We start from the raw sequence: 22,060 nt of genomic DNA, 5'->3' as shown, positions 1-22,060 counted from the left end.
CCGTCCCCGCTGCTTCCGGCTCGCTGTTACGAAATTATTCGGCGCGTACGACCCGTTGTTCCCTCCTTCCACTCGCCCCACCATTTGTCATGCCGCTGAGCAAATTCGCTTCGGAGGGATGAGTCATGGGCGAGCGCGTGAGCCGAAGGGCCGTTCTGGGTGCGGGAGTTGCCGCGGTGCCGGTGCTGTCGGGGGTGGGGCCGTCCAAGGCGTCGGGGCCTGCGGACGCGGGTGCGTACATCTCCTTCTCGCGTACGACGGGTGCGTTCCCCCTCGTCGGCGCCCCGGTCGTGGTGGACCCTGACGATCACCCCGGAGTCGTACGGGTTGTAGGGGACCTGAGGGACGACGTCGAGCGCGTCACCGGCGTCCGCCCCGGGAGCGCGCTCGCGGGGGCGGGTTCGCGGGCGCGTGAGGTGGTGCTGGTCGGGACGATCGGGCGCAGCGCGCTGATCGACGGCTTGGTGGCCGCCGGGAAGCTGGACGTGTCCGGGGTGCGGGGCCGGTGGGAGACCTCGCTACAGACGGTGGTCGAGCGGCCGATGCCGGGTGTGGAGCGGGCGTTCGTCGTCGCGGGGAGCGACCCGCGCGGCACGATCTTCGGTGCGTACGACGTGTCGTACGGCATCGGGGTCTCGCCCTGGCACTGGTGGGACGACGTGCCGCCGACGCGGCGTGACGAGGTGTGGGTGCGGCCGGGGCGGTACTCGCAGGGGACGCCGGTGGTGAAGTACCGGGGGTTCTTCATCAACGACGAGAATCCGGCGCTCGGGACGTGGGCACCGGCGTACTTCGGGCCGGGCAAGGCGGCGGGGTATCCGGGCGGCTTCACCGCGGACTTCTACGGCAAGGTCTTCGAGGTGCTGCTGCGGCTGAAGGGGAACTACCTCTGGCCGGCGGTGTGGGGCCGGGCGTTCGCGGAGGACGACCCGGAGAACCATCGGCGGGCCGCGGAGTACGGAATTGTCATGGGCACGTCGCACGAGGCGCCGATGATGCGCGGGATCGAGGAGTGGAACCGGCACGCGGTCGCCGCCGTACGGGACTCCTCCGGCGCGATCGTGACGCCGGGGCACGATCCGTACGGCGGGACGGGCGAGTGGTCGTACCGGCTCAACTCCCCGGCGATACGCGCCTATTGGCGGGCCGGGGTGCAGCGGATGGTCGACCAGGGCTTCGAGGGTGTCGTCACGCTGGGCATGCGCGGGAACGGCGACACGAGCCTGCCCGACGGCGACGGCATCGAGCTGATGCAGGAGATTATCGCGGCGCAGCGGCAGATCATCGAGGAGGTGACGGGGCGGCCGGCGGCGGAGACTCCGCAGGTGTGGACGTTGTACAAGGAGGTGCAGCGGTACTGGGACCGGGGGTTGAGGGCGCCGGACGACGTGACGGTGGTCCTCACGGACGACAACTGGGGGAACATCCGTAAGCATCCGGACGTAGGGGACGGAGGCGGAGCGGGGGACGGCGAGCGCGCCGGCGGCTACGGCCTGTACTACCACTTCGACTACGTGGGCGCCGGGCGGAACTACAAGTGGGTGGACACGGCGAACCTGCGGAACGTGTGGGAGCAACTGCACGCGGCGTACGCGTACGGGAACCGCGGGTTGTGGGTCGCGAATGTGGGCGACCTGAAGGGGAACGAGCTGCCGACCGAGTTCTTTCTCGACTACGCCTGGAATCCGGAGGGTTGGGATGCCGACACGCTTCCTGCCTGGGAACTCCGTTACGCACGGCAGAACTTCGGCGAGGGGCAGGCGGAGGAGATCGCTTCGGTACTGGCGGCGTACGGGCAGTTGCAGGCCCGCCGCAAGCCGGAGTTGCTGAACCGGCGGATCACTCTCGTCGACGGGCAGGTGGTCTACGACGATCAGCAGACCCCATTCGCCTTCGGGCACCGGGAGTTGGAGCGGGTCACGGAGGAGTGGCGGGAGCTGGGGCGACGGGCCGAGCGGATCGGGCGGCGGTTGCCGGCCGGGGTGCGGGACGCGTGGTTCGAACTCGTCGGGTACGAGGTGCAGGCCACCGCCAACCTGTACGGGCTGCGGTCGGCCGAGTTCACGAACCTGCTCTACGCGGCGCAGGGCCGGGCCGCGACGAACGACCTCGCGGATGCGGCGGAGGCGGGGCTGGAGCGGGACTTCGCGCTGGCCGACCGTTTCAACTCGGCGGTGGCGGGCGGGAAGTGGGCCGGTTTCCAGACGCAGCCGCACATCGACTACGGAGATGTGGAGCGGTACGGGCCCAACGCCGGTTGGCAGCAGCCGGAGAAGGACAACGTGGCGTTGCCGGATGTGCTGTTCCCGGCGGTGCGGCGGATCGAGGTGCCGGGGGCGGCGGGGCTCGGGGTGTCGGTGGACGGTGCTTCGGAGTCGGGGGCGGATGAGGGGGCGTGGTGGCCGGGGGGTGCGGCGGGGGTGGCGGCCGTACTCCCTGCGTTCAGTCCGTATCAGACGCGCCCGCAGCAGTTCGTCGAGGTGTTCAACCGGGGGCGCACGGCCTTCGATTACCGGATCGAGACGTCCGTGCCGTGGGTGGTGGTGGATCGGCCACGGGGGCGGGTCGAGCGGCAGGTGCGGGTGGAGGTGGGGGTGAACTGGGCGCGGGTGCCCGGGAGTTCCGGGGCGCGGGGGTCGTTGACGGTGCACGGGGCGGGGGAGTCGGTCACCGTTGAGTGCGTGGCTGAGGTGCCGTCGGGGCGGGGGCTGCGGGGGTTCGTGGAGGCGGGCGGTTACGTGGCGATCGACGGGGAGCACTATGACCGGGCGGTCGGCGGGTGGCGTCGTATTGACGGCATCGGTCGTACGGGTCGTACGGGTCGTACGGGTCGTACGGGGTGGACCGCGGCCGGGATGACGCCGTGGCCGGTGACGCTGCCTCGGCAGACGCCGGGTGGGGCGGGTTCGCCGAGGCTGGAGTACGAGGTGAGCCTGCTGGCGGCTGGGGAGGTGACGGTGTGGGCGTACCTGTCCCCTCGTAACCCTGCGTTGCCGACCGGCGGTCTGCGCTACGGCGTCTCCCTCGACGGCGGGCCGATCGAGACCGTCGACATCAACATCGGCGCAGATGACGGGCTGTTGAACGCGGTGTGGGCCCGCCACACCTCCGACAACGTCAACGCGACGGCCACGAAACACTCCGTGACGAAGGCCGGGGTCCACCGGTTGAAGTTCTGGATGGTGGACCCGACGGTGGTGCTGCAGCGGCTCGTGATCGACACGGGGGGTCTGCCGGCGCTGTACCTGGGGCCGTTGGAGAGCCGGCGGGTGTAACGCGCGGCGCAGGGCGGAGGGTTACGGGTGGGCGTGACGGGTGTTTCGGGCGGGCCGGGTGGCGTGCCGGGTGTGCTGGACGTTTCGGGGGTGCCGAGTGTCCCGGGGGTTTCGGCAGCACGGCCGAGTCTGGCTTCGTCGCCGAGTGAGAAACGGGCGGCGGCGCGGGCGATCGAGGACCACATCGAGCCCGGTACACGTGCGGCGGGGCGGTGGGCGGACGACGAGAACGGCGCCGCTGTACGGGAGTTCGCCGCGAAGGACGGCGAGGGGTGGGTGACCTCGGCGGCCCTGAAGAAGGCACACGGGGCGTGGGCGGACCAGGTGAAGAACCTGATGGACCGGCTGGGCGCGGAGAAGGGCGCGTTGCGGAGCGGGAACGCGGTGCTGACGAGTACGGATCTGGCGGTGGGGTCGACGTTGCGGGAGCGGTCCGCGCTGGACGCGCTCTGAGGCCAACGGGCTGTCGGGTCAGCGGAGTTATCGGTCAGCGGAGCTATTGGGGCAACTGGGCGCATGCCGACGTATCACGAGATCATGACCACCGACCTCGCCGCGCTGACCACCGCGGCCGAGCGCTGGGACGGCATGGCGGGCGAGTTCGAGAAGCAGGAGGCGGCGTACCGGCGGGATGTGCACGGCATCTCCGTGGGCACGTCGTGGACCGGGCTCAGCGCCGACGCGGCGAACGCCCGCTTCGACGTCACGCTCAAGGAGTTCCAGTACGCGCAGACGGAGGCCAAGGGGATCGCGGCGCTGCTGCGGGACGCGCACGACCGGTTCGTGGAGTTACGGGGCCGGGTGGTGGCGGCGCGGTGGGACGCGGTCCGGGCGGGCATGCGGGTCTCGGAGTCCGGTGTGGTGAGCCCGAGTTCGGACCAGCCGCACACCCCCGCCGCTCCCCAGGCCGTACAGCCGTGGCAGGACGGGATCAACAAGGCCGTCCGTGATGTGACGGACGCGGACACGGGCGTCCGGGTCGCGCTGGCCGGGGTCGTGATCGACTCCGAACTGCTGGCCGGCGGGCGGGGGTTCAACGGCAGGGCGATGGGCGACATCGAGGCGTACGAGGCCGAGGAGACGGAGAGATACCTGCGGAAACTGAGCCGGGGTGGTGAGTTGACGGCTCCTCAACTCGCCGAGCTGGAACGCTCGTTCCGGGACAACAGCGAGGACGAGGGTTTCTCGCAGATGGTTCTGGACGACCTCGGCCCCACCGGCACGATCAAGCTCACGAACGAACTGAACGACCGCGTCCACGTCCAGGGCGGCGCGGGCGCGGGTACGTACTCGTCGATCGAGACGGGCCTGGCGAACACCCTCGCCACGGCGACGAGACACACGAAGTCTGCCTGGTACGGGAAGTGGCGCACCGCGATGCGGCGCGCGGGTGTGGCGCACTACGCCACGGATGCCCAGGGCCTCCACCTGGACAAGGCCGTCGGCTACCAGTCCCTCGTCACGCTGATGCAGAAGGGCCACGGTTACGCCCCGGCGATGGTCGAGGACCTCACCGACGACATGATCGCCGCGGAGAAGAAACACCCTGGGGTCTGGCAGGTGAAGGGCACCTACGCCGGGGCGCGCGGCGGTTGGTTCGCCAACGATCCCGTCGACGGCATGCTCGGCATCATGAGCCGCGATCCTGCCGAGGCTGCGCGATATCTCCATTCCGATGCCCACATGAAGTACCTCATGAAGGAACGGGACTGGAATGTCACCCTGAACGACGAGGGGGTTTCTAAGGGCGGGCGTTATGTGCCGCGGTTGGACGGGGACGACCGGGCCGGATTCGGGGCTGCTTTGCAGGCGGGGGCCACGGGTATTGATCCTGCGGATCCGAAGGGGGTTCGGGTGGGGGATCGGGCGACGAATGATGCGGTGTTCAAGTCGGCGTTCACGTATTTGGCGGACAGTGGGGACGAGTTTCCGGCGTCGTTGCGGAGGCCGATGGCTAACGTTCTGGTCAATCATGGGGGGACTGTGCACGCGGCCATGAGTGAGGTGGATGTTGGCCATTCTTCCTTGGACCAGCATCAGCTTTTCGAGGTTGCGAAGCAGGTGTCCAAGGATGAGGGGGCGTATGGGATTTTGAACGGGGGGATGAACCAGTCACTGGTGTCGGATATTCACCGTGACCACTCGAACTCGCCCGATTCTCTGACCCGGGCCGGCCGAACCGTCGGTTTCTTGGAGGAGGCGCGGGTGCAGGCTGCAGGGGACCCAAAGGTGGCGGAGTTCGAGACGAAGCCATTCTTTGACAAGGCGATCAGTTATATCCCCGTGGTGAGTAGTGATGTACAGGCGGGCTTCGACTATGTGACGGAGCAGTGGCTGGCCGATGAGCAGCGGAAGCTGGACAGCAAGCAGGAGGACGCCAATGTTCAGGCGTACACCACGAGGAACGGCCAGCTGATGGCGCTCGCGGAAGAGTGGAAGAAGGCTCACCACACAGATGGAAATTCTTACTTCGACCCCAAGGTTGAGGTCAACAAGTCAGCGCGAGAAGGAATCGCGCAGGCTACGGGTATGTCCGGAGCGCAGCCGAAGTGAATGTTCGCCAGTTCCTTATCGTGTTGACGATTTCTTTCCTAGCGATGTCCTGTAGCTCCTCCGGTAGTGACGAACTCTCGGGAGCTATTTGTGGTACGCCCATCAATCCCGCTGTCACCCGTCCGCTCCTGACGTCCACAGATGATTTGCACGAGTTCACCCGAGTTGATCGGTCCGAGGCAATCACTGCACCCTGCGTGCTTCTTGCTGGGCGCGACCCTGTTCTTGACTTCCGTTTCTCCTGGGATGACACGGCAAGGGACCTCATGTACCTGGCGGCAAATACCGGTTCGATCTCGGGGATCAGGGAGCCGCGGGAGATCGACTTCACCTACAAGACAATCGTCGGCACAGACGGAGCCATCTCGATCGCCCCCTGTAAAACGAACGGCGGCAAATACTTCACCCTCACCCTCCAAGTCCCCCAAATCGGCCTCATGGACCAGACCCACCGCAAGGACATCGAGAAGTTCATGCGTGCGTACTTTCCGGCGACCCTCAAGACTCTGGGATGTAAGTGAGGGCCGTAGGCCCCCGGCCTGAGTACTCGTGCTCATGTGCCGCCTCGCGCCCTGCAGTTGGCTGGGCGCATGTCGATCACACAGGGCACTTCGGTACGGGTTACATGGTTGGGACCGCTGATCGCGACGGTCGTCACCCTTCCCGCCGCCTTCTTCGTGTACATCATCGGCAGCCTCACCCCCATGGCCTGCGACTCCTGTAACGGCGCGGAAGCCGAGCACTTCACCCGGAGGTTCGATACCGCCTTCACGCTTCTCCAGGTGGGGCTTCTCGCCTCCCTCGTACTGCTGATCGTCAGCTGGGGCCTGCCGCAGACCGAGGAGAACGTCGCCCGGCGCGCTGTGTTCGCCGTCCTCGCACCCTGCACCGTCGCGTTCTCGTTTCTCCTCTTCACCGGGATGGTCCCGTCCCCCAACTGACAGCAGCCGATTCTGATCGCTCCGCGCTACGGAACGAGTTTCGACCGAACTGTCGTCCTTCACGGCGTTCCGGAAACGCGTCGACCAGCTTGTCCGCGAGCTGAACGGTTCGGACGCCGGCCCGGGCAAGGTCGGCCAGGAACAGCTCGTACGGCATCAGTTCGGTGGCAGTGGCGGTCAATGGTCCGAGGCGGCCGGGCTGTTCACCGCGTACGAGACGGTGGTCGGTGAACTGGAGACGCTCTCGAAGCTGCTCTCCGACTCGATCGAGGGCATGAACATCGCGGTGCTGGCCTCGCACAAGGGCTATCAGAACATCGACCTCGACCTCCGTGACCGTATGACCGCGATCAGCGCGGAGACGACGAAGTTCTACGGCGGCGCTCGCGGCCCCCAGCTCCCCAAGAAGCCTCATACCGTCACCGGAGGCGACGCGGGAGGCGCGATCTGATGCCCGCCGTAGCGCCCGGAACCGGGAGCACGCCCTTCGAGGACATGAGCCACGAGCGGATGCTCGCGTGGCTCGACCGGGCGAACCGGGCACGGCGCGGTTCGCCGCCGACCGTCTGATCGCGGCCGCCCTCAAGGAAGCTACTGAGGCGGACGAGAAGTGGGCCCCGAAGCTGCGGGCGTTGAAGGCCGACGACGACCTGACCGTGTCCGACAAGGACTGGGTCGACGCATCCTCGGACACGAAGGGCGTGACCGAAGCCGGCAAGAAGTACCTCGACTCTCTGCCCCAGCCGCCCAAGAACGGCAGCACGAAGGACAACGCGGAGTGGTGGAAGGGGCTCACCGCGGAGGAGCAGACCGCGTGGATCTCCATGCGGCCCGACAGCGTGGGTGCGATCGACGGACTGCCCGCCACGGTCCGGGACGAGGCGAACCGGACCGTGCTCGCCGAGGCGCACGGTGTCGCGCAGGGCGAGTACGACACCTGGTTGAAGCAGCACCCTGAACCCTCGCCGCGCTATCAGCCCTACATCGATCCGTACACCGGGACCATCATGAAGAGCATCAGCGTGGAGACGCAGGAGTGGAAGGACTGGGAAGAGTCCAGAAAGTCCGCCCATAAATCCCTCGACGGCATGGATGCGATTCAGAACCGTTTCGACGCGACCGGCACCAATGGACTTCCCGATGCATACCTCTTGGGGTTCAGCACCGAGGGAGACGGCCGCGCGATCGTCGCCAACGGAAATCCGGACACTGCGGATCACACAGCGGTATATGTTCCGGGTACGACGGCGGATCTGGGGAGTGTCGACGGCAACATCAACCGGATGGTCAATGTCTGGCACGCGGCCGATGTCAAAGCTGCCGGGCAATCCGTTTCCACGATCACCTGGCTCGGCTACGACGCACCTGACAGCGTCGTCAAGGACGCACCGTTCGAACACTACGCATACGACGGGGCACCAGAACTCCGCAATTTCATGGACGGACTCGACGTGCCGCATTCCGGAGATGCACCGGCGCACACCACCGTGATCGCGCATTCGTACGGAACGAACCTTGTCGGCGCGGCGGCCGAGACGGGGCACCTCAACGCCGATGACGTCGTGCTCGCCGGCAGCCCCGGCGTCAAGGTGTCCGGCGCGGATGAGATGGACGTGCCCAAGGGGCATGTGTGGAACGAGGAGGCCGACGGAGACGCGGTGCCGGATCTCGGCCGTTGGGGCCACGGAGGGGACCGCTTCGTCATCCCCAGCGATCCGGAATTCGGTGCCAACCAGCTGACCACCGACACCGAAGGGCACAGTGGTTACTGGAATGAGAACTCCCAGAGTCTGATGAACCAAGCCCTGGTGGTCGTCGGGAAGGGCGATGAGGTGGAACTGAAGCCGCCGCCCGATCCGTGGTCGCACATGAGATAGGAAAACCCCCGACTCAGTCCGACGAAGTAAGGCTCCCTGACGTGAAGACCAAACCGAGCGCTCTGGCGCTCGCCGTACCCCTTGCACTCACTACCCTCACGGGATGCAGCATGACTGACAACGAATCCGCCGACAAAACTCCGTCCGCTGGTACGAGCACGTCACGTGACGCCTCCGACGCGATGGAAAAGGTGTCCAGCGGTATTTACGACCTGATCAGTGTCAAGGGGAAGACGTCCGACAGCCGTCCGGGAGTCATGGACTGCTCGGGCAAGGACACGAAGACGTACTTCCGTATCTTCCACCCGTGGAGCTTTACCCCCGCCTCGGCAGGCGATCTCGACGAAGCGATGGAGCAGCTAAAGACGGAACTGCCGAAGCGCGGGTGGAAGATCGTCGAATACGGGCCGGACACCAGCAAGAACAAGAACATCAAAATGACCGCTGACAACGACAAGAAGAAGGTCGGCGTAAACATCGTCAAAAGGTCGAAGTACGACCCACCGATTCTGGACCTGACCGTCGTGTCCGGTTGCTACAAGGTCCCGGACGGCGAAGAGGTCGAACGCTTCTGAGGGCTTGCCGGCGTTTCCTGTCCACCCAACACCCCCACCGCCCCCTCGAACCCTGAATCCCGCCCCGCCGCGAACTCCTCCTCCGTGAACACCGGCACCCGTACCTGCGGCGGAATCCCCGTCCCGTCGAACGTCCGGCCGGAGTGCGTAAGGAACTCCTCGTTCGGAAGCCAGGCCGCCATGCCGTTCGGTAGGTGGCGGGTCAGGGTGTCCGAGAAGACGCCCTGGGTGGGCTGGCCGATGCGGAGGGTCTCGCCGGGGCGGTTCATCAGGGCCTGGGTGAAGGTTTCGCCCGCGCTCACCGTCGAGCCGCCGGTCAGTACGGCGATCGGGCCGGTGTAGCGGGGGGAGTGGGCCGGGAGCACCGGGACCGGTTCGGGGCGGGTGTGGTGGGCCGGGTTCTTCGGGTCGTCGCGGGCGCGCTTGGCGTAGGCGATGTACGGGGTGTCCGTCAGGCGGGACGCGATGTGGAGGCCCATCGCGTCGGAGCCGCCGCCGTTGATCCGGACGTCGATGATCAGGCCGTGCAGCCGGTTCACCCGCTTCGACGTGAGGATCGTGTCCAACGCCCGGTCCAGCTCGGCGAGTTGGGACGCGTACGAGGCGTGCTCCTGCGGCAGGTAGCCGCCGAAGCCCGAGATGCGGAGGTAGCCCAGGTGGCCGGTGTCGCCTCGAAGATCCGCGTACGTGATGCGGCCGTTGGCGAAGTCCCGGCGGTACGTGGCACCCGCCAGGTCGTGCCGCTCGATGAACTTCTTTGTCCTGGTGTCCAGTTCGGGACTCGGCGGCTCCGTGCCGGGGCGGCCGACTGCGAACACATGGTCGCCGTCCTGGACCGCGACGTGCGCGTCGTGCAGCGGACGCACCATCGCGCTGAAGATATCGAACAGTTCCGCCCTGGTCGTGTCCGCGTGCACCCGCGGGCGGTACTCGGCCCGCAGCGCCCGCCAGTCGACGCCCTTGGCCGCGAAGAAGGGGTAGTTCTCCTCGAAGGACTGCCAGAAGACGTCGAAGGAGGTCAGGGGGTCCTTCGGCAGCTGCCTGGTGCAGTCCGCCGGTAGGGAACTGATCCGGTGGAGCTGCTTGTGGCCCGCCGAGCTGGCCGTCGCGACCGACGCGTGGTTCGCGTCCGCACCCAGCCTCACCGTCAGGACATCGCCGCCCACCGTGTACGTCCCCGGGCCCGTCCGCCGGGCGGTGTCGCCCTTGAGGCAGCTCACGGCGGTGGTCTGGTACTCCTGGTACGTCCCGTGGGTGAGGGCGACGACCGTGCCGTAGCCGTCCATGCGCCACAGGCCGGCAGCAGGGGGTCGTTCCGGGCTGCGGGAGGCCGCGGCCGGGGCCGCGAGTCCCGCGGTGAGAAGCAGGGTCAGGGCGGCGGCGCTGGACGCGGTGGTGATACGCACGTTCGGTTCTCCCCGTGGTGTGACGGCGCACATCTGCGTGCCTCGTCACCCTGGCCGCCCGCCCGTCACCCCACCATCCGGCACACCCGCGCATCGGGGTGAGGGAAACCCCCGGACCTCCGTTCCGATGCGCCGGTGTCCCGCGCGGTACAGCGGGCAGTTGAAGGTAAAGGCCCTGCGTGAGCTGGAGGCAGCCACAGCGACGGCAGCGAGGGTGACTCTTGCGTCGCGGCCGCCACCACTCCCTCGTACGCATCAGGAAGCTCCTTGAGCCGAGCGCTCCTCCTCGATCTCTGCCGTCTGTTCCGCCAGGTACGCCCGCGCGGCTGCCTCCTGGTTCGCGCGTTCGCCGGGGGAGAGGCTGTCGTACTCGCGGAAGCCCTGACCCATGCGGTCACCCAGTGCCTCCGCGTACGCGGGGATCCGGGCGGCCTCCCGCAGGCCCGTCCGGCCGCTGAGGACCTCGCGGGCCATCTCGCGCAGCGGATCGTCGGGGGCACGGTCGTCGGCGAGTTTCTGAAGTGCCTTGCGAAGCGACCGGGCGCGGGCCTGGTCGCCGCCGGTGATGCTCATCAAGTCCGCGTCGCCGATGCGTAGTTCGTCGGACATGCGTGTCCTCCTTGTGGCGTGGGGTCGGTTGTCGGGTGCTGGGCGCGGTGTCAGATCGACGGGCTCGGATGGTCGTACTCGCCGATCTTCGTGAACTCGGAGACCGTTCCGTAGAGGGTCGCGCCGATGGTCTCCACCACACCGACGGTGCCGTTCACGATGCCCTGCACGTTGCCGAGGGCCTGGGTGGCCTGGCCCCACAGGCGGAGCATGGTGGCGATCTCCAGTGCCGCGAGGCCGTAGCCCACCGCCGCGCCGACGCCGGTCCACGACAGTGTCGTCCCGGCCGCCATCTCGACGGCCGTGATCAACAGACCATCGATGATGCCGCTCAGGTAGCCGTTGACGGCCTCGGCCGTCGAGTAGGCGGAGTGGGCGAGGTGGTCGTACTCCGTCCGGAGCTTGTCGAACTCGCCCCTGATCTCTTCGAGTTTCGCCGCGCACGTGTGGAAGTACGTGTACGCCGCGTCGGCGGCACGGCCGTCCCATGCCTTGTCGAGCGTCCTGTTGCCGGACCTGATGTTGCCGGAGACCGCCTCGACGGCCTGGCCCAACTGGCCCCAGACATCACCGCACTTGGCGAACGACTCCCAGTCGCCGGCGAACCACTTGATGGCTTCGTCGAGCGGATTGAAGCCGAAGACCGCGCTGTACGCCTCCGTCAGCCAGTACGTCGGGCTCATCAGATCGCCGCAGCTGTTGAACGTGTCGAGGATCGGGCCCTGGGCGTACTCGTCCGGGGCGGACGGGGCCCTGAGCAGAGCTGTCGGTTCGATGACATCGGTGAAGTCGGACATGGGGTTACTCGGCCGGGCGCTCGACGACGGGGTAGGTCGCGTCGACGCGTGCCGCCACGGCAAGGTCCGTGTGCGCGTAGTACTTCTTGTTGCGCTCCAGCTCCGAACTCGCCGCCCCCAGGACCTCCCACAGCCTGTCCATCGCCAGGCTGACCGTCTTCACCGTCGACGTGTGGGTGGTCAGGAAGAGGTTCAGCAGACCCTGGTCCGAGGCGTCGACGTCGGTGTACCTGGTGCAGTGGGTCTTGAAATCCGCCGCGTCGAGCGCCGCGCGGCCGACCTGACGTGCGTATCCACTGAGGGCCCAAGGGGTCACCCTGAGGTTCATGCGAAGCCTTCCGTGCTCGCGGCCGTGTTGCCGCTTCTGCCAACTCCCGTAGGGGTACGCGCGTTTCGCGATGCGCTGGAAGAAACCGGAAGGAATGAGCGAACGGGGCGATCTACGTCAGTAGAGTGCCCGCCGTGACGAACTACGGGAGTCGGGCAAATAGTCGGAACGAGGTCGGTCTCGACGACAGCGCAGTTGCGCGGGCCGCAGTCGACGACCGTGGTCGGAGGCTGTTCTCCGGCCTCACCTGCTTCTGCGCGGTCCTGCTCGCTGTCGGCTCGCTCTCGGTTCTCGGTCGGAGCGTGGCAGGCAGGGGGCTCGGCGGGCATCAGGTGGGCGCGGCCGTCATGGGGCTCGTGGTGGACGCGGTCGTGGTGTGGCTGGTGGTTCGGGCCCGGCGAGCCCAGAGCTGGGCGCCGCTGCTTGTCGCGTGCGGGAGCTGCGTGGGCTGGATGGCCGTCATGGCCCTCGCCGGGAGGGTCTAGGTGTGTCGTGCGGCACGTTGGTGACGGGGGCTTTCATGTGCCGCGTTGTCGTCGCCTCCCTGCGGCCTGAGCCGCCGGACAGGCCCCAGCCGGGAATTCCCGGCAGGCGCGAGTTCGGACTCGTGGCGTTGCCGGTGGGTATGACCTGCGCGGAATGATCAGGCTCGGCCACGCGGGTATCTCGCGGGTATCTCGCGTCCGCTCCGGGGGCCCGCCGCGCGCATGTGTTTGACCTGCGTCACTCCAGGGGTAATCTCTACGCCCCGATTGGCCAGCCGCCTGCCCCATATGGCAGACTGTCCGAGTTGCTCGGTCGAGTGTTGATGCTGCGCGCCTCCCGTCGGGAGGACCGGAAGCGAGTCCCACGGTACTCGTCGTCCCAACTGCCTTACGGCAGCGCTGGGGCGGACGTACGGGAATCTTTCGGGAAGTGTCAGTGCGGCGCCGGCCAGGCACCCGGTGGGCTTCTTCGCCCTCGGCTTGCGGTTCCGGAAGGGCCGTGCTTTCCCAGTAGGGAAGTTCCGAATATGGGACTTCTGTGTCGGTGAGAGCGCGACACACCCGACCGCGTGGGTCGGAGGAATCGAAGACGTAAGAGAGCAGAAGGGCTTACCGGGGTGCAGAGCGTTACTAGAGACAGGACTACTGAGTAGCCATGGCGGGACAGAAGATCCGCATCCGGCTCAAGGCCTACGACCACGAGGTCATCGACTCCTCGGCGAAGAAGATCGTCGAGACGGTGACGCGCACTGGTGCGTCGGTCGCGGGCCCGGTGCCGCTGCCCACTGAGAAGAACGTGTACTGCGTCATCAAGTCGCCGCACAAGTACAAGGACTCGCGCGAGCACTTCGAGATGCGCACGCACAAGCGCCTGATCGACATCCTCGACCCCACCCCCAAGACCGTTGACTCTCTGATGCGACTCGACCTCCCGGCCGGTGTCGACATCGAGATCAAGCTCTAGGGGCCGGTGAGCTGAAGATGGCTAAGCAGATCAAGGGCATCCTGGGCGAGAAGCTCGGCATGACGCAGGTGTGGGACGAGAACAACCGTGTTGTTCCCGTGACCGTCGTCAAGGCCGGCCCGAACGTCGTGACCCAGGTCCGTACGAACGACAGTGACGGCTACGAGTCGGTCCAGATCGCCTTCGGCGAGATCGACCCGCGCAAGGTGAACAAGCCCCTCAAGGGTCACTTCGCCAAGGCCGATGTCACGCCGCGTCGCCACCTCGTCGAGCTCCGCACCGCGGACGCCTCCGAGTACACGCTCGGCCAGGAGATCACCGCTGAGGTGTTCGAGGCCGGCGTCAAGGTCGACGTGACGGGCAAGAGCAAGGGCAAGGGCTTCGCCGGTGTCATGAAGCGTCACAACTTCAAGGGCCTCGGCGCCGGCCACGGTGTCCAGCGCAAGCACCGCTCTCCCGGCTCCATCGGTGGCTGTGCCACCCCGGGCCGTGTGTTCAAGGGCGTCCGCATGGCGGGCCGCATGGGCAACGAGCGGGTCACCACCCAGAACCTGACCGTTCACGCTGTTGACGCGGAGAAGGGACTGCTCCTCATCAAGGGAGCCATCCCGGGTCCGAACGGCGGCCTCGTCCTGGTCCGTACCGCGGCCAAGGGGGCCTGAGGACTATGAGCACCATTGACATTCAGTCGCCCTCCGGCGACAACGCCGGGACCGTAGAGCTCCCGGCCGAGATCTTCGACGTAGAGAAGATCAGCATCCCGCTGCTTCACCAGGTCGTCGTCGCACAGCTGGCCGCCGCCCGTCAGGGCACGCACAAGGTCAAGCGTCGTGGCGAGGTCCGCGGTGGTGGTAAGAAGCCGTACCGCCAGAAGGGCACCGGCCGCGCCCGTCAGGGTTCGACCCGCGCCCCGCAGTTCGCCGGCGGTGGCGTCGTGCACGGCCCGACGCCGCGCGACTACTCGCAGCGGACCCCGAAGAAGATGAAGGCCGCGGCCCTGCGCCACGCCCTCACCGACCGGGCCCGCAACGCTCGCATCCACGTCATCACCGGCGTGATCGAGGGCGAGACCCCCTCCACCAAGGCCGCCAAGAGCTTCCTCGGCAAGGTCAGCGAGCGCAAGAACGTGCTCCTGGTCATCGAGCGCTCCGACGAGGCCGCGCTGCTTTCCGCGCGCAACCTGCCCCAGGTCCACATCCTGGAGCCGGGCCAGCTGAACACGTACGACGTTCTCGTCTCGGACGACGTGGTCTTCACCCAGGCCGCTTTCGAGTCCTTCGTGTCTGGCCCCCAGGCCGCTGACACCGAAGGGAGCGAAGCCTGATGGCTACGCGTCACCCGAGCATCGCCTCGAAGGCCGCCAAGGCCAAGAAGGTCGCCCGCATCGCCAAGGCGAAGCGGCACGAGACCGAAGGCAAGAACACCGTCGAGACGCCGATCAGCAAGTCGTTCACGGACCCCCGTGACGTGCTGCTGAAGCCGGTCGTCTCGGAGAAGAGCTACGCGCTCCTCGACGAGGGCAAGTACACGTTCATCGTCGCCCCGGGTGCCAACAAGACCCAGATCAAGCAGGCCGTCCAGGCGGTCTTCTCGGTCAAGGTCACCGGGGTCAACACGATCAACCGTCAGGGCAAGCGCAAGCGCACCAAGACCGGTTTCGGTCAGCGCGCGGGCTCCAAGCGCGCGATCGTGACCCTCGCTGAGGGCGACCGTATCGACATCTTCGGCGGTCCGGCCGCGTAAGCGGGTCGGATCGTCCGATATCGGACGAGGACTGAGAAATGGGAATCCGCAAGTACAAGCCGACTACGCCGGGCCGCCGTGGCTCCAGCGTCGCCGACTTCGTCGAGGTCACGCGGTCCACGCCGGAGAAGTCGCTGGTCCGCCCGCTGCACAGCAAGGGCGGCCGTAACAATTCCGGTCGTGTGACCGTTCGCCACCAGGGTGGCGGACACAAGCGCGCCTACCGCGTCATCGACTTCCGTCGCCATGACAAGGACGGCGTGCCGGCGAAGGTCGCGCACATCGAGTACGACCCCAACCGCACCGCGCGCATCGCGCTGCTGCACTATGCCGACGGCGAGAAGCGCTACATCCTCGCCCCGCGCAACCTGTCGCAGGGCGACCGTGTCGAGAACGGTCCCGGGGCCGACATCAAGCCGGGCAACAACCTGGCGCTCCGCAACATCCCGGTCGGTACCACGATCCACGCGATCGAGCTCCGTCCCGGTGGCGGCGCCAAGTTCGCCCGCTCCGCCGGTGCCTCCGTGCAGCTGCTGGCGAAGGAGGGCACCATGGCCCACCTTCGTATGCCCTCCGGTGAGATCCGCCTGGTCGACCAGCGCTGCCGCGCCACGGTCGGCGAGGTCGGCAACGCCGAGCAGAGCAACATCAACTGGGGCAAGGCAGGCCGCAAGCGCTGGCTGGGCGTTCGCCCGTCCGTCCGCGGTGTTGCGATGAACCCGGTCGACCACCCGCACGGTGGTGGTGAGGGCAAGACCTCCGGTGGTCGCCACCCGGTCAGCCCGTGGGGTCAGAAGGAGGGTCGTACTCGCTCGCCGAAGAAGGCATCGAGCAAGTACATCGTCCGCCGCCGCAAGACGAACAAGAAGCGCTAGGAGCGGGTTTAGATGCCGCGCAGTCTCAAGAAGGGGCCCTTCGTCGACGGCCACCTCATCAAGAAGGTGGACGTACAGAACGAGGCCGGCTCCAAGAACGTCATCAAGACCTGGTCCCGCCGCTCGATGATCGTCCCGGCCATGCTCGGCCACACGATCGCGGTGCACAACGGCAAGACCCACATCCCGGTGTTTGTCACCGAGTCGATGGTCGGCCACAAGCTCGGCGAGTTCTCGCCGACGCGCACCTTCCGGGGTCACGTCAAGGACGACCGGAAGTCGAAGCGCCGCTAGCGCGGGGTGACCGACCATGACAAACACTGAAGGGACAACCATGGAAGCCAGGGCCCAGGCGCGGTACATCCGCGTCACGCCCATGAAGGCCCGCCGCGTGGTGGACCTCATCCGTGGCATGGACGCCACGGAGGCTCAGGCGGTCCTGCGTTTCGCCCCGCAGGCCGCGAGCGTGCCGGTCGGCAAGGTGCTTGACAGCGCCATTGCCAACGCCGCACACAACTACGACCACACCGACGCCGGCAGCCTCGTCATTTCCGAGGCGTACGTCGACGAGGGTCCGACCCTGAAGCGGTTCCGGCCGCGTGCCCAGGGCCGCGCCTACCGGATCCGCAAGCGGACCAGCCACATCACCGTGGTCGTCAGCAGCAAGGAAGGAACCCGGTAATGGGCCAGAAGGTTAACCCGCACGGGTTCCGGCTCGGCATCACCACGGACTTCAAGTCCCGGTGGTACGCCGACAAGCTGTACAAGGACTACGTCAAGGAAGACGTCGCCATCCGTCGGATGATGACGTCCGGCATGGAGCGCGCCGGCATCTCGAAGGTTGAGATCGAGCGCACCCGTGACCGCGTCCGCGTGGACATCCACACCGCTCGCCCGGGCATCGTCATCGGCCGCCGCGGCGCCGAGGCCGACCGCATCCGCGGCGACCTGGAGAAGCTGACCGGCAAGCAGGTCCAGCTGAACATCCTCGAGGTCAAGAACCCCGAGCTCGATGCCCAGCTGGTCGCTCAGGCCGTCGCCGAGCAGCTCTCCTCCCGCGTCTCCTTCCGTCGGGCCATGCGTAAGAGCATGCAGTCGTCGATGAAGGCCGGCGCCAAGGGCATCAAGATCCAGTGCGGCGGTCGCCTCGGCGGCGCCGAGATGTCCCGCTCGGAGTTCTACCGCGAGGGCCGCGTGCCCCTGCACACGCTCCGCGCGAACGTCGACTACGGCTTCTTCGAGGCCAAGACGACCTTCGGCCGTATCGGTGTGAAGGTCTGGATCTACAAGGGCGACGTCAAGAACATCGCCGAGGTCCGCGCCGAGAACGCCGCTGCCCGTGCGGGTAACCGCCCGGCTCGCGGTGGCGGCCCGGGCGGCGACCGCCCGGCCCGCGGCGGTGGCCGCGGTGGCGAGCGTGGCGGCCGCGGCCGCAAGCCGCAGCAGGCCGCTCCCGCTGCCGAGGCCCCCAAGGCCGAGGCTCCGGCGGCTGCCGCTCCGGTCGAGGCCGCGCCCTCTTCTACCGGTGGAACGGAGGCCTGACCGAAATGCTGATCCCCCGTAGGGTCAAGCACCGCAAGCAGCACCACCCCAAGCGCCGTGGTCAGGCCAAGGGCGGTACGCAGGTTTCGTTCGGCGAGTACGGCATTCAGGCCCTCACGCCGGCGTACGTGACGAACCGCCAGATCGAGGCCGCCCGTATCGCGATGACCCGCCACATCAAGCGTGGCGGCAAGGTCTGGATCAACATCTACCCGGACCGCCCGCTCACGAAGAAGCCTGCCGAGACCCGCATGGGTTCCGGTAAGGGTTCTCCCGAGTGGTGGATCGCGAACGTGCACCCGGGCCGGGTCATGTTCGAGCTGTCCTACCCCAACGAGAAGATCGCCCGTGAGGCCCTCACTCGCGCAGCGCACAAGCTGCCGATGAAGTGCCGGATCGTCAAGCGCGAGGCAGGTGAAGCGTGATGTCGGCCGGTACCAAGGCGTCCGAGCTGCGCGAACTGGGTGACGAGGAGCTTCTCAACAAGCTCCGCGAAGCCAAGGAAGAGCTGTTCAACCTCCGCTTCCAGGCGGCGACCGGTCAGCTCGAGAACCACGGTCGGCTGAAGGCCGTCCGGAAGGACATCGCGCGGATCTACACCCTGATGCGTGAGCGCGAGCTGGGCATCGAGACGGTGGAGAGCGCCTGATGAGCGAGAGCAACGTGACTGAAGAGCAGACCGCGAGCCGCGGCTTCCGCAAGACCCGTGAGGGTCTCGTCGTCAGCGACAAGATGGACAAGACCGTCGTCGTCGCTGTCGAGGACCGCGTGAAGCACGCGCTGTACGGCAAGGTCATCCGCCGTACGAACAAGCTCAAGGCCCACGACGAGCAGAACGCCGCAGGCGTCGGCGACCGCGTCCTCCTCATGGAGACGCGTCCGCTGTCCTCGACGAAGCGCTGGCGCATCGTCGAGATCCTCGAGAAGGCCAAGTAGGTAATTCCCGCAAGGGAATTCCAAGTAACGCAGCCTGCGGGCAATCCCGCAGGACAGTTCCGCCAGGCTCCGGGGGCCGTTCTCTGAACGGCCCCCGGGGAACCGGCAGACGATCAGGAGATAGACGTGATCCAGCAGGAGTCGCGACTGCGCGTCGCCGACAACACTGGTGCGAAGGAAATCCTTTGCATCCGTGTGCTCGGTGGCTCAGGTCGCCGCTACGCGGGCATCGGTGACGTCATCGTCGCCACCGTCAAGGACGCGATCCCCGGTGGCAACGTGAAGAAGGGTGACGTCGTCAAGGCGGTCATCGTTCGCACCGTGAAGGAGCGCCGCCGTCCGGACGGCTCGTACATCCGCTTCGACGAGAACGCCGCCGTCATTCTGAAGAACGACGGCGACCCTCGTGGTACCCGCATCTTCGGCCCGGTCGGGCGCGAGCTGCGCGAGAAGAAGTTCATGAAGATCATCTCGCTGGCTCCGGAGGTGCTGTAAGCATGAAGATCAAGAAGGGTGACACGGTTCAGGTCATCACCGGCAAGGACAAGGGCAAGCAGGGCAAGGTCATTGCGGCCTACCCCCGCGAGGACCGCGTCCTGGTCGAGGGTGTCAACCGGGTCAAGAAGCACACCAAGGCCGGCCCCACCGCCAAGGGTTCGCAGGCCGGCGGCATCGTCACGACCGAGGCGCCCGTCCACGTCTCCAACGTCCAGCTGGTCGTTGAGAAGGACGGCAACAAGGTTGTCACGCGTGTCGGTTACCGCTTCGACGACGAGGGCAACAAGGTTCGCGTTGCCAAGCGGACGGGTGAGGACATCTGATGACTACCACCACCAGCCCGCGCCTCAAGACGAAGTACCGCGAGGAGATCACGGGCAAGCTGCGTGAGGAGTTCTCCTACGAGAACGTCATGCAGATCCCCGGCCTCGTCAAGATCGTGGTGAACATGGGTGTCGGCGACGCCGCCCGTGACTCCAAGCTCATGGACGGTGCCGTCCGTGACCTGACCACGATCACCGGTCAGAAGCCGGCCATCACCAAGGCCCGCAAGTCCATCGCGCAGTTCAAGCTGCGCGAGGGTCAGCCGATCGGTGCCCACGTCACGCTCCGTGGCGACCGCATGTGGGAGTTCCTGGACCGCACCCTGTCGCTCGCGCTTCCGCGCATCCGCGACTTCCGCGGTCTGTCTCCCAAGCAGTTCGACGGTCGTGGCAACTACACCTTCGGTCTCACCGAGCAGGTCATGTTCCACGAGATCGACCAGGACAAGATCGACCGCGTCCGGGGTATGGACATCACCGTGGTGACCACGGCGACCAACGACGCCGAAGGCCGTGCCCTTCTCCGTCACCTCGGCTTCCCCTTCAAGGAGGCGTAAGCGAGATGGCGAAGAAGGCTCTGATTGCCAAGGCTGCTCGTAAGCCCAAGTTCGGAGTACGTGGCTACACGCGCTGCCAGCGCTGCGGCCGTCCGCACTCCGTGTACCGCAAGTTCGGCCTCTGCCGCGTGTGCCTTCGTGAGATGGCTCACCGTGGCGAGCTGCCGGGCGTGACCAAGAGCTCCTGGTAGTCCGGTAGTTCCGGACTCCCGAAGCTCTCGGTAAGCAGAGGGCACGGTCAGGTGCCCACCCCTCCATGGCATAGGCTAGGAGGGTTGGGCGCCTGATTGCCGCCCATACGACTTACTACGCCGTAGGTCCACCGCACCGCACCCGCCTCGTCTCGGATCGAGGAGAGGGATGGGCACCTGGAAACCCCGGCGAGAGAGGCCGAAGGCCAATTCATGACCATGACTGATCCGATCGCAGACATGCTTACGCGTCTGCGGAACGCGAACTCGGCATACCACGACTCCGTGACGATGCCGGCATCGAAGATCAAGTCGCACATCGCGGAGATCCTCCAGCAGGAGGGCTTCATCACGGGCTGGAAGATCGAGGACGCCGAGGTCGGCAAGAACCTCGTCCTCGAGCTGAAGTTCGGCCCGAACCGTGAGCGCTCCATCGCGGGCATCAAGCGGATCTCCAAGCCCGGTCTCCGGGTTTACGCGAAGTCCACCTCCCTGCCCAAGGTGCTCGGTGGCCTCGGCGTGGCGATCATCTCCACGTCGCACGGTCTCCTCACTGGACAGCAGGCCGGCAAGAAGGGCGTAGGCGGAGAAGTTCTCGCCTACGTCTGGTAGCGGAAAGGAATCGGAAGAAGCTATGTCGCGTATTGGCAAGCTCCCCATCACGGTTCCCGCCGGCGTGGACGTCACCATCGACGGCCGTACGGTGCTGGTCAAGGGCCCCAAGGGCTCGCTGACCCACACCGTCGCAGCGCCGATCGACATCGCCAAGGGTGAGGACGGCGTGCTCAGCGTCACCCGCCCCAACGACGAGCGTCAGAACAAGGCCCTGCACGGCCTGTCCCGCACGCTGGTGGCGAACATGATCACCGGCGTGACCGAGGGTTACGTGAAGAAGCTCGAAATCAGTGGTGTCGGTTACCGCGTCGCGGCCAAGGGTTCCACCCTTGAGTTCGCGCTCGGCTACAGCCACTCGATCACGGTCGAGGCGCCCGAGGGCATCTCGTTCAAGGTCGAGAACCCGACGCACTTCTCGGTCGAGGGCATCGACAAGCAGAAGGTCGGCGAGGTTGCGGCGAACATCCGCAAGCTGCGCAAGCCCGACCCGTACAAGGCCAAGGGCGTCAAGTACGAGGGCGAAGTCATCCGGCGCAAGGTCGGAAAGGCGGGTAAGTAAGCCATGGCATACGGTACGAAGATCGCTAAGGGCGACGCTTACAAGCGTGCTGCCATCAAGCGTCGTCACATCCGCATCCGGAAGCACATTTCCGGTACGGCTGAGCGTCCGCGCCTGGTCGTGACCCGCTCCAACCGCCACATCGTGGCCCAGGTCATCGACGACATCAAGGGTCACACCCTGGCGTCGGCGTCGACCCTGGACACCTCGATCCGCGGCGGCGAGAGCGACAAGTCCGCGCAGGCCAAGTCGGTCGGCGCCCTGGTCGCCGAGCGCGCCAAGGCCGCCGGTGTCGAGGCTGTCGTATTCGACCGCGGCGGCAATCAGTACGCGGGGCGCATCGCCGCCCTGGCGGACGCCGCCCGCGAAGCCGGACTGAAGTTCTAGTCGCTTCCGTAGCTAGCGGAAAGA

31 protein-coding genes are annotated in these 22,060 nt (G+C 66.7%); 27 read left to right on the top strand and 4 right to left on the bottom strand.

Going from position 1 to position 22,060, the window contains the following annotated elements:
• Window positions 1-125 precede the first annotated feature (125 nt).
• The 8 genes from OG194_RS18445 (at window position 126) to OG194_RS18410 (ending at window position 9,221) form a co-directional block, all read left to right on the top strand.
• Window positions 126-3,275 (top strand): glycosyl hydrolase 115 family protein, encoded by a 3,150-nt coding sequence (locus OG194_RS18445; protein WP_327401928.1) that lies wholly within the window; start codon window positions 126-128, stop codon window positions 3,273-3,275.
• Window positions 3,276-3,347: 72 nt separating this feature from the next.
• Window positions 3,348-3,728 (top strand): hypothetical protein, encoded by a 381-nt coding sequence (locus OG194_RS18440; protein WP_327401927.1) that lies wholly within the window; start codon window positions 3,348-3,350, stop codon window positions 3,726-3,728.
• 63 nt (window positions 3,729-3,791) lie between these two features.
• Window positions 3,792-5,828: a hypothetical protein gene (locus OG194_RS18435; protein WP_327401926.1), complete on the top strand. Its 2,037-nt coding sequence runs from the start codon at window positions 3,792-3,794 to the stop codon at window positions 5,826-5,828.
• Entirely contained in the window at window positions 5,825-6,349 is a 525-nt protein-coding gene (locus OG194_RS18430; protein WP_327401925.1) for a hypothetical protein, read from the top strand. Before OG194_RS18435 ends, OG194_RS18430 begins: the two co-directional genes overlap by 4 nt.
• Window positions 6,350-6,418: 69 nt before the next feature.
• Window positions 6,419-6,769 carry a hypothetical protein gene (locus OG194_RS18425; RefSeq protein WP_327401924.1) on the top strand — a complete coding sequence of 117 codons (351 nt, stop codon included), beginning with the start codon at window positions 6,419-6,421 and terminating at the stop codon, window positions 6,767-6,769.
• 220 nt (window positions 6,770-6,989) lie between these two features.
• Window positions 6,990-7,220 (top strand): hypothetical protein, encoded by a 231-nt coding sequence (locus OG194_RS18420; protein ID WP_327401923.1) that lies wholly within the window; start codon window positions 6,990-6,992, stop codon window positions 7,218-7,220.
• Between the two features lie 67 nt (window positions 7,221-7,287).
• Window positions 7,288-8,646: an alpha/beta hydrolase gene (locus tag OG194_RS18415; protein ID WP_327401922.1), complete on the top strand. Its 1,359-nt coding sequence runs from the start codon at window positions 7,288-7,290 to the stop codon at window positions 8,644-8,646.
• Between the two features lie 110 nt (window positions 8,647-8,756).
• Window positions 8,757-9,221, top strand: a complete 465-nt coding sequence (locus OG194_RS18410) for a hypothetical protein (protein WP_327401921.1) — start codon at window positions 8,757-8,759, stop codon at window positions 9,219-9,221.
• Here the strand turns inward: OG194_RS18410 and OG194_RS18405 are convergent.
• From OG194_RS18405 to OG194_RS18390, 4 genes are all read right to left on the bottom strand, one after another.
• Entirely contained in the window at window positions 9,182-10,627 is a 1,446-nt protein-coding gene (locus OG194_RS18405; protein WP_327401920.1) for a S41 family peptidase, read from the bottom strand. The two genes, OG194_RS18410 and OG194_RS18405, sit on opposite strands and share 40 nt — an antisense overlap.
• Window positions 10,628-10,882: 255 nt before the next feature.
• Complete coding sequence (locus OG194_RS18400) at window positions 10,883-11,236, bottom strand: hypothetical protein (protein ID WP_327401919.1); 354 nt, start codon at window positions 11,234-11,236, stop codon at window positions 10,883-10,885.
• Between the two features lie 50 nt (window positions 11,237-11,286).
• Window positions 11,287-12,033 carry a WXG100-like domain-containing protein gene (locus tag OG194_RS18395; RefSeq protein WP_327401918.1) on the bottom strand — a complete coding sequence of 249 codons (747 nt, stop codon included), beginning with the start codon at window positions 12,031-12,033 and terminating at the stop codon, window positions 11,287-11,289.
• Between the two features lie 4 nt (window positions 12,034-12,037).
• Window positions 12,038-12,361, bottom strand: coding sequence for a hypothetical protein (locus OG194_RS18390; protein ID WP_327401917.1), 324 nt, complete (start codon window positions 12,359-12,361; stop codon window positions 12,038-12,040).
• A 134-nt stretch (window positions 12,362-12,495) separates the two neighbouring features.
• Here OG194_RS18390 and OG194_RS18385 point away from each other — a divergent pair, with 134 nt between their 5' ends.
• From OG194_RS18385 to rplR, 19 genes are all read left to right on the top strand, one after another.
• Window positions 12,496-12,846, top strand: a complete 351-nt coding sequence (locus OG194_RS18385) for a hypothetical protein (RefSeq protein ID WP_327401916.1) — start codon at window positions 12,496-12,498, stop codon at window positions 12,844-12,846.
• Window positions 12,847-13,501: 655 nt separating this feature from the next.
• Complete coding sequence (gene rpsJ / locus OG194_RS18380; protein WP_003948644.1) at window positions 13,502-13,810, top strand: 30S ribosomal protein S10; 309 nt, start codon at window positions 13,502-13,504, stop codon at window positions 13,808-13,810.
• 17 nt (window positions 13,811-13,827) lie between these two features.
• A complete protein-coding gene (rplC, locus tag OG194_RS18375; RefSeq protein ID WP_327401915.1) occupies window positions 13,828-14,472 on the top strand; it encodes a 50S ribosomal protein L3 in 645 nt (214 codons plus the stop codon).
• Window positions 14,473-14,477: 5 nt separating this feature from the next.
• On the top strand, window positions 14,478-15,134 hold the full coding sequence (gene rplD, locus OG194_RS18370; protein WP_266861023.1) for a 50S ribosomal protein L4: 657 nt from the start codon (window positions 14,478-14,480) through the stop codon (window positions 15,132-15,134).
• A complete protein-coding gene (gene rplW / locus OG194_RS18365) occupies window positions 15,134-15,553 on the top strand; it encodes a 50S ribosomal protein L23 (protein ID WP_200681734.1) in 420 nt (139 codons plus the stop codon). The genes rplD and rplW overlap by 1 nt, the downstream gene beginning before the upstream one ends.
• Before the next feature lie 38 nt (window positions 15,554-15,591).
• Window positions 15,592-16,428: a 50S ribosomal protein L2 gene (rplB, locus tag OG194_RS18360; protein ID WP_327401914.1), complete on the top strand. Its 837-nt coding sequence runs from the start codon at window positions 15,592-15,594 to the stop codon at window positions 16,426-16,428.
• 12 nt (window positions 16,429-16,440) lie between these two features.
• Entirely contained in the window at window positions 16,441-16,722 is a 282-nt protein-coding gene (gene rpsS / locus OG194_RS18355) for a 30S ribosomal protein S19 (RefSeq protein WP_019055518.1), read from the top strand.
• 40 nt (window positions 16,723-16,762) lie between these two features.
• On the top strand, window positions 16,763-17,110 hold the full coding sequence (rplV, locus tag OG194_RS18350) for a 50S ribosomal protein L22 (RefSeq protein WP_006604878.1): 348 nt from the start codon (window positions 16,763-16,765) through the stop codon (window positions 17,108-17,110).
• Entirely contained in the window at window positions 17,110-17,970 is an 861-nt protein-coding gene (rpsC, locus tag OG194_RS18345) for a 30S ribosomal protein S3 (RefSeq protein WP_327401913.1), read from the top strand. Before rplV ends, rpsC begins: the two co-directional genes overlap by 1 nt.
• 5 nt (window positions 17,971-17,975) lie before the next feature.
• The gene (gene rplP, locus OG194_RS18340; protein WP_010986348.1) at window positions 17,976-18,395 is read left to right on the top strand and encodes a 50S ribosomal protein L16; all 420 of its coding nucleotides are present in this window, start codon (window positions 17,976-17,978) and stop codon (window positions 18,393-18,395) included.
• Entirely contained in the window at window positions 18,395-18,619 is a 225-nt protein-coding gene (gene rpmC, locus OG194_RS18335) for a 50S ribosomal protein L29 (RefSeq protein ID WP_005481220.1), read from the top strand. The genes rplP and rpmC overlap by 1 nt, the downstream gene beginning before the upstream one ends.
• Window positions 18,619-18,906 (top strand): 30S ribosomal protein S17, encoded by a 288-nt coding sequence (rpsQ, locus tag OG194_RS18330; RefSeq protein ID WP_019055521.1) that lies wholly within the window; start codon window positions 18,619-18,621, stop codon window positions 18,904-18,906. The genes rpmC and rpsQ overlap by 1 nt, the downstream gene beginning before the upstream one ends.
• A 126-nt stretch (window positions 18,907-19,032) precedes the next feature.
• Window positions 19,033-19,401 carry a 50S ribosomal protein L14 gene (rplN, locus tag OG194_RS18325; RefSeq protein ID WP_003998823.1) on the top strand — a complete coding sequence of 123 codons (369 nt, stop codon included), beginning with the start codon at window positions 19,033-19,035 and terminating at the stop codon, window positions 19,399-19,401.
• 2 nt (window positions 19,402-19,403) lie between these two features.
• Window positions 19,404-19,727, top strand: coding sequence for a 50S ribosomal protein L24 (rplX, locus tag OG194_RS18320; protein WP_019055522.1), 324 nt, complete (start codon window positions 19,404-19,406; stop codon window positions 19,725-19,727).
• Window positions 19,727-20,284 carry a 50S ribosomal protein L5 gene (gene rplE / locus OG194_RS18315; RefSeq protein WP_327401912.1) on the top strand — a complete coding sequence of 186 codons (558 nt, stop codon included), beginning with the start codon at window positions 19,727-19,729 and terminating at the stop codon, window positions 20,282-20,284. Before rplX ends, rplE begins: the two co-directional genes overlap by 1 nt.
• Window positions 20,285-20,289: 5 nt before the next feature.
• Entirely contained in the window at window positions 20,290-20,475 is a 186-nt protein-coding gene (locus OG194_RS18310) for a type Z 30S ribosomal protein S14 (RefSeq protein WP_003948630.1), read from the top strand.
• 213 nt (window positions 20,476-20,688) lie between these two features.
• On the top strand, window positions 20,689-21,087 hold the full coding sequence (gene rpsH, locus OG194_RS18305; protein WP_266769350.1) for a 30S ribosomal protein S8: 399 nt from the start codon (window positions 20,689-20,691) through the stop codon (window positions 21,085-21,087).
• A gap of 22 nt (window positions 21,088-21,109) precedes the next feature.
• Window positions 21,110-21,649: a 50S ribosomal protein L6 gene (rplF, locus tag OG194_RS18300; RefSeq protein WP_327401911.1), complete on the top strand. Its 540-nt coding sequence runs from the start codon at window positions 21,110-21,112 to the stop codon at window positions 21,647-21,649.
• A gap of 3 nt (window positions 21,650-21,652) precedes the next feature.
• Window positions 21,653-22,036, top strand: coding sequence for a 50S ribosomal protein L18 (gene rplR, locus OG194_RS18295; protein WP_019055526.1), 384 nt, complete (start codon window positions 21,653-21,655; stop codon window positions 22,034-22,036).
• Window positions 22,037-22,060 lie beyond the last annotated feature (24 nt).

It is taken from the genome of Streptomyces sp. NBC_01288, from assembly GCF_035982055.1.
In the GTDB taxonomy this organism is placed as follows: Bacteria; Actinomycetota; Actinomycetes; order Streptomycetales; family Streptomycetaceae; genus Streptomyces.
This window is presented reverse-complemented; position numbering and strand designations above follow the sequence as displayed.

Bases quoted from the DNA above. Each gene is read 5' to 3' on its own strand.
- OG194_RS18445 (WP_327401928.1), top strand. From the start codon at position 126: ATGGGCGAGCGCGTGAGCCGAAGGGCCGTTCTGGGTGCGGGAGTTGCC.
- OG194_RS18435 (WP_327401926.1), top strand. From the start codon at position 3,792: ATGCCGACGTATCACGAGATCATGACCACCGACCTCGCCGCGCTGACC.
- OG194_RS18425 (WP_327401924.1), top strand. From the start codon at position 6,419: ATGTCGATCACACAGGGCACTTCGGTACGGGTTACATGGTTGGGACCG.
- OG194_RS18410 (WP_327401921.1), top strand. From the start codon at position 8,757: ATGACTGACAACGAATCCGCCGACAAAACTCCGTCCGCTGGTACGAGC.
- OG194_RS18400 (WP_327401919.1), bottom strand. From the start codon at position 11,236: ATGTCCGACGAACTACGCATCGGCGACGCGGACTTGATGAGCATCACC.
- OG194_RS18395 (WP_327401918.1), bottom strand. From the start codon at position 12,033: ATGTCCGACTTCACCGATGTCATCGAACCGACAGCTCTGCTCAGGGCC.
- OG194_RS18390 (WP_327401917.1), bottom strand. From the start codon at position 12,361: ATGAACCTCAGGGTGACCCCTTGGGCCCTCAGTGGATACGCACGTCAG.
- rpsJ (WP_003948644.1), top strand. From the start codon at position 13,502: ATGGCGGGACAGAAGATCCGCATCCGGCTCAAGGCCTACGACCACGAG.
- rplC (WP_327401915.1), top strand. From the start codon at position 13,828: ATGGCTAAGCAGATCAAGGGCATCCTGGGCGAGAAGCTCGGCATGACG.
- rplD (WP_266861023.1), top strand. From the start codon at position 14,478: ATGAGCACCATTGACATTCAGTCGCCCTCCGGCGACAACGCCGGGACC.
- rplW (WP_200681734.1), top strand. From the start codon at position 15,134: ATGGCTACGCGTCACCCGAGCATCGCCTCGAAGGCCGCCAAGGCCAAG.
- rplB (WP_327401914.1), top strand. From the start codon at position 15,592: ATGGGAATCCGCAAGTACAAGCCGACTACGCCGGGCCGCCGTGGCTCC.
- rpsS (WP_019055518.1), top strand. From the start codon at position 16,441: ATGCCGCGCAGTCTCAAGAAGGGGCCCTTCGTCGACGGCCACCTCATC.
- rplV (WP_006604878.1), top strand. From the start codon at position 16,763: ATGGAAGCCAGGGCCCAGGCGCGGTACATCCGCGTCACGCCCATGAAG.
- rpsC (WP_327401913.1), top strand. From the start codon at position 17,110: ATGGGCCAGAAGGTTAACCCGCACGGGTTCCGGCTCGGCATCACCACG.
- rplP (WP_010986348.1), top strand. From the start codon at position 17,976: ATGCTGATCCCCCGTAGGGTCAAGCACCGCAAGCAGCACCACCCCAAG.
- rpmC (WP_005481220.1), top strand. From the start codon at position 18,395: ATGTCGGCCGGTACCAAGGCGTCCGAGCTGCGCGAACTGGGTGACGAG.
- rpsQ (WP_019055521.1), top strand. From the start codon at position 18,619: ATGAGCGAGAGCAACGTGACTGAAGAGCAGACCGCGAGCCGCGGCTTC.
- rplX (WP_019055522.1), top strand. From the start codon at position 19,404: ATGAAGATCAAGAAGGGTGACACGGTTCAGGTCATCACCGGCAAGGAC.
- rplE (WP_327401912.1), top strand. From the start codon at position 19,727: ATGACTACCACCACCAGCCCGCGCCTCAAGACGAAGTACCGCGAGGAG.
- OG194_RS18310 (WP_003948630.1), top strand. From the start codon at position 20,290: ATGGCGAAGAAGGCTCTGATTGCCAAGGCTGCTCGTAAGCCCAAGTTC.
- rpsH (WP_266769350.1), top strand. From the start codon at position 20,689: ATGACCATGACTGATCCGATCGCAGACATGCTTACGCGTCTGCGGAAC.
- rplF (WP_327401911.1), top strand. From the start codon at position 21,110: ATGTCGCGTATTGGCAAGCTCCCCATCACGGTTCCCGCCGGCGTGGAC.
- rplR (WP_019055526.1), top strand. From the start codon at position 21,653: ATGGCATACGGTACGAAGATCGCTAAGGGCGACGCTTACAAGCGTGCT.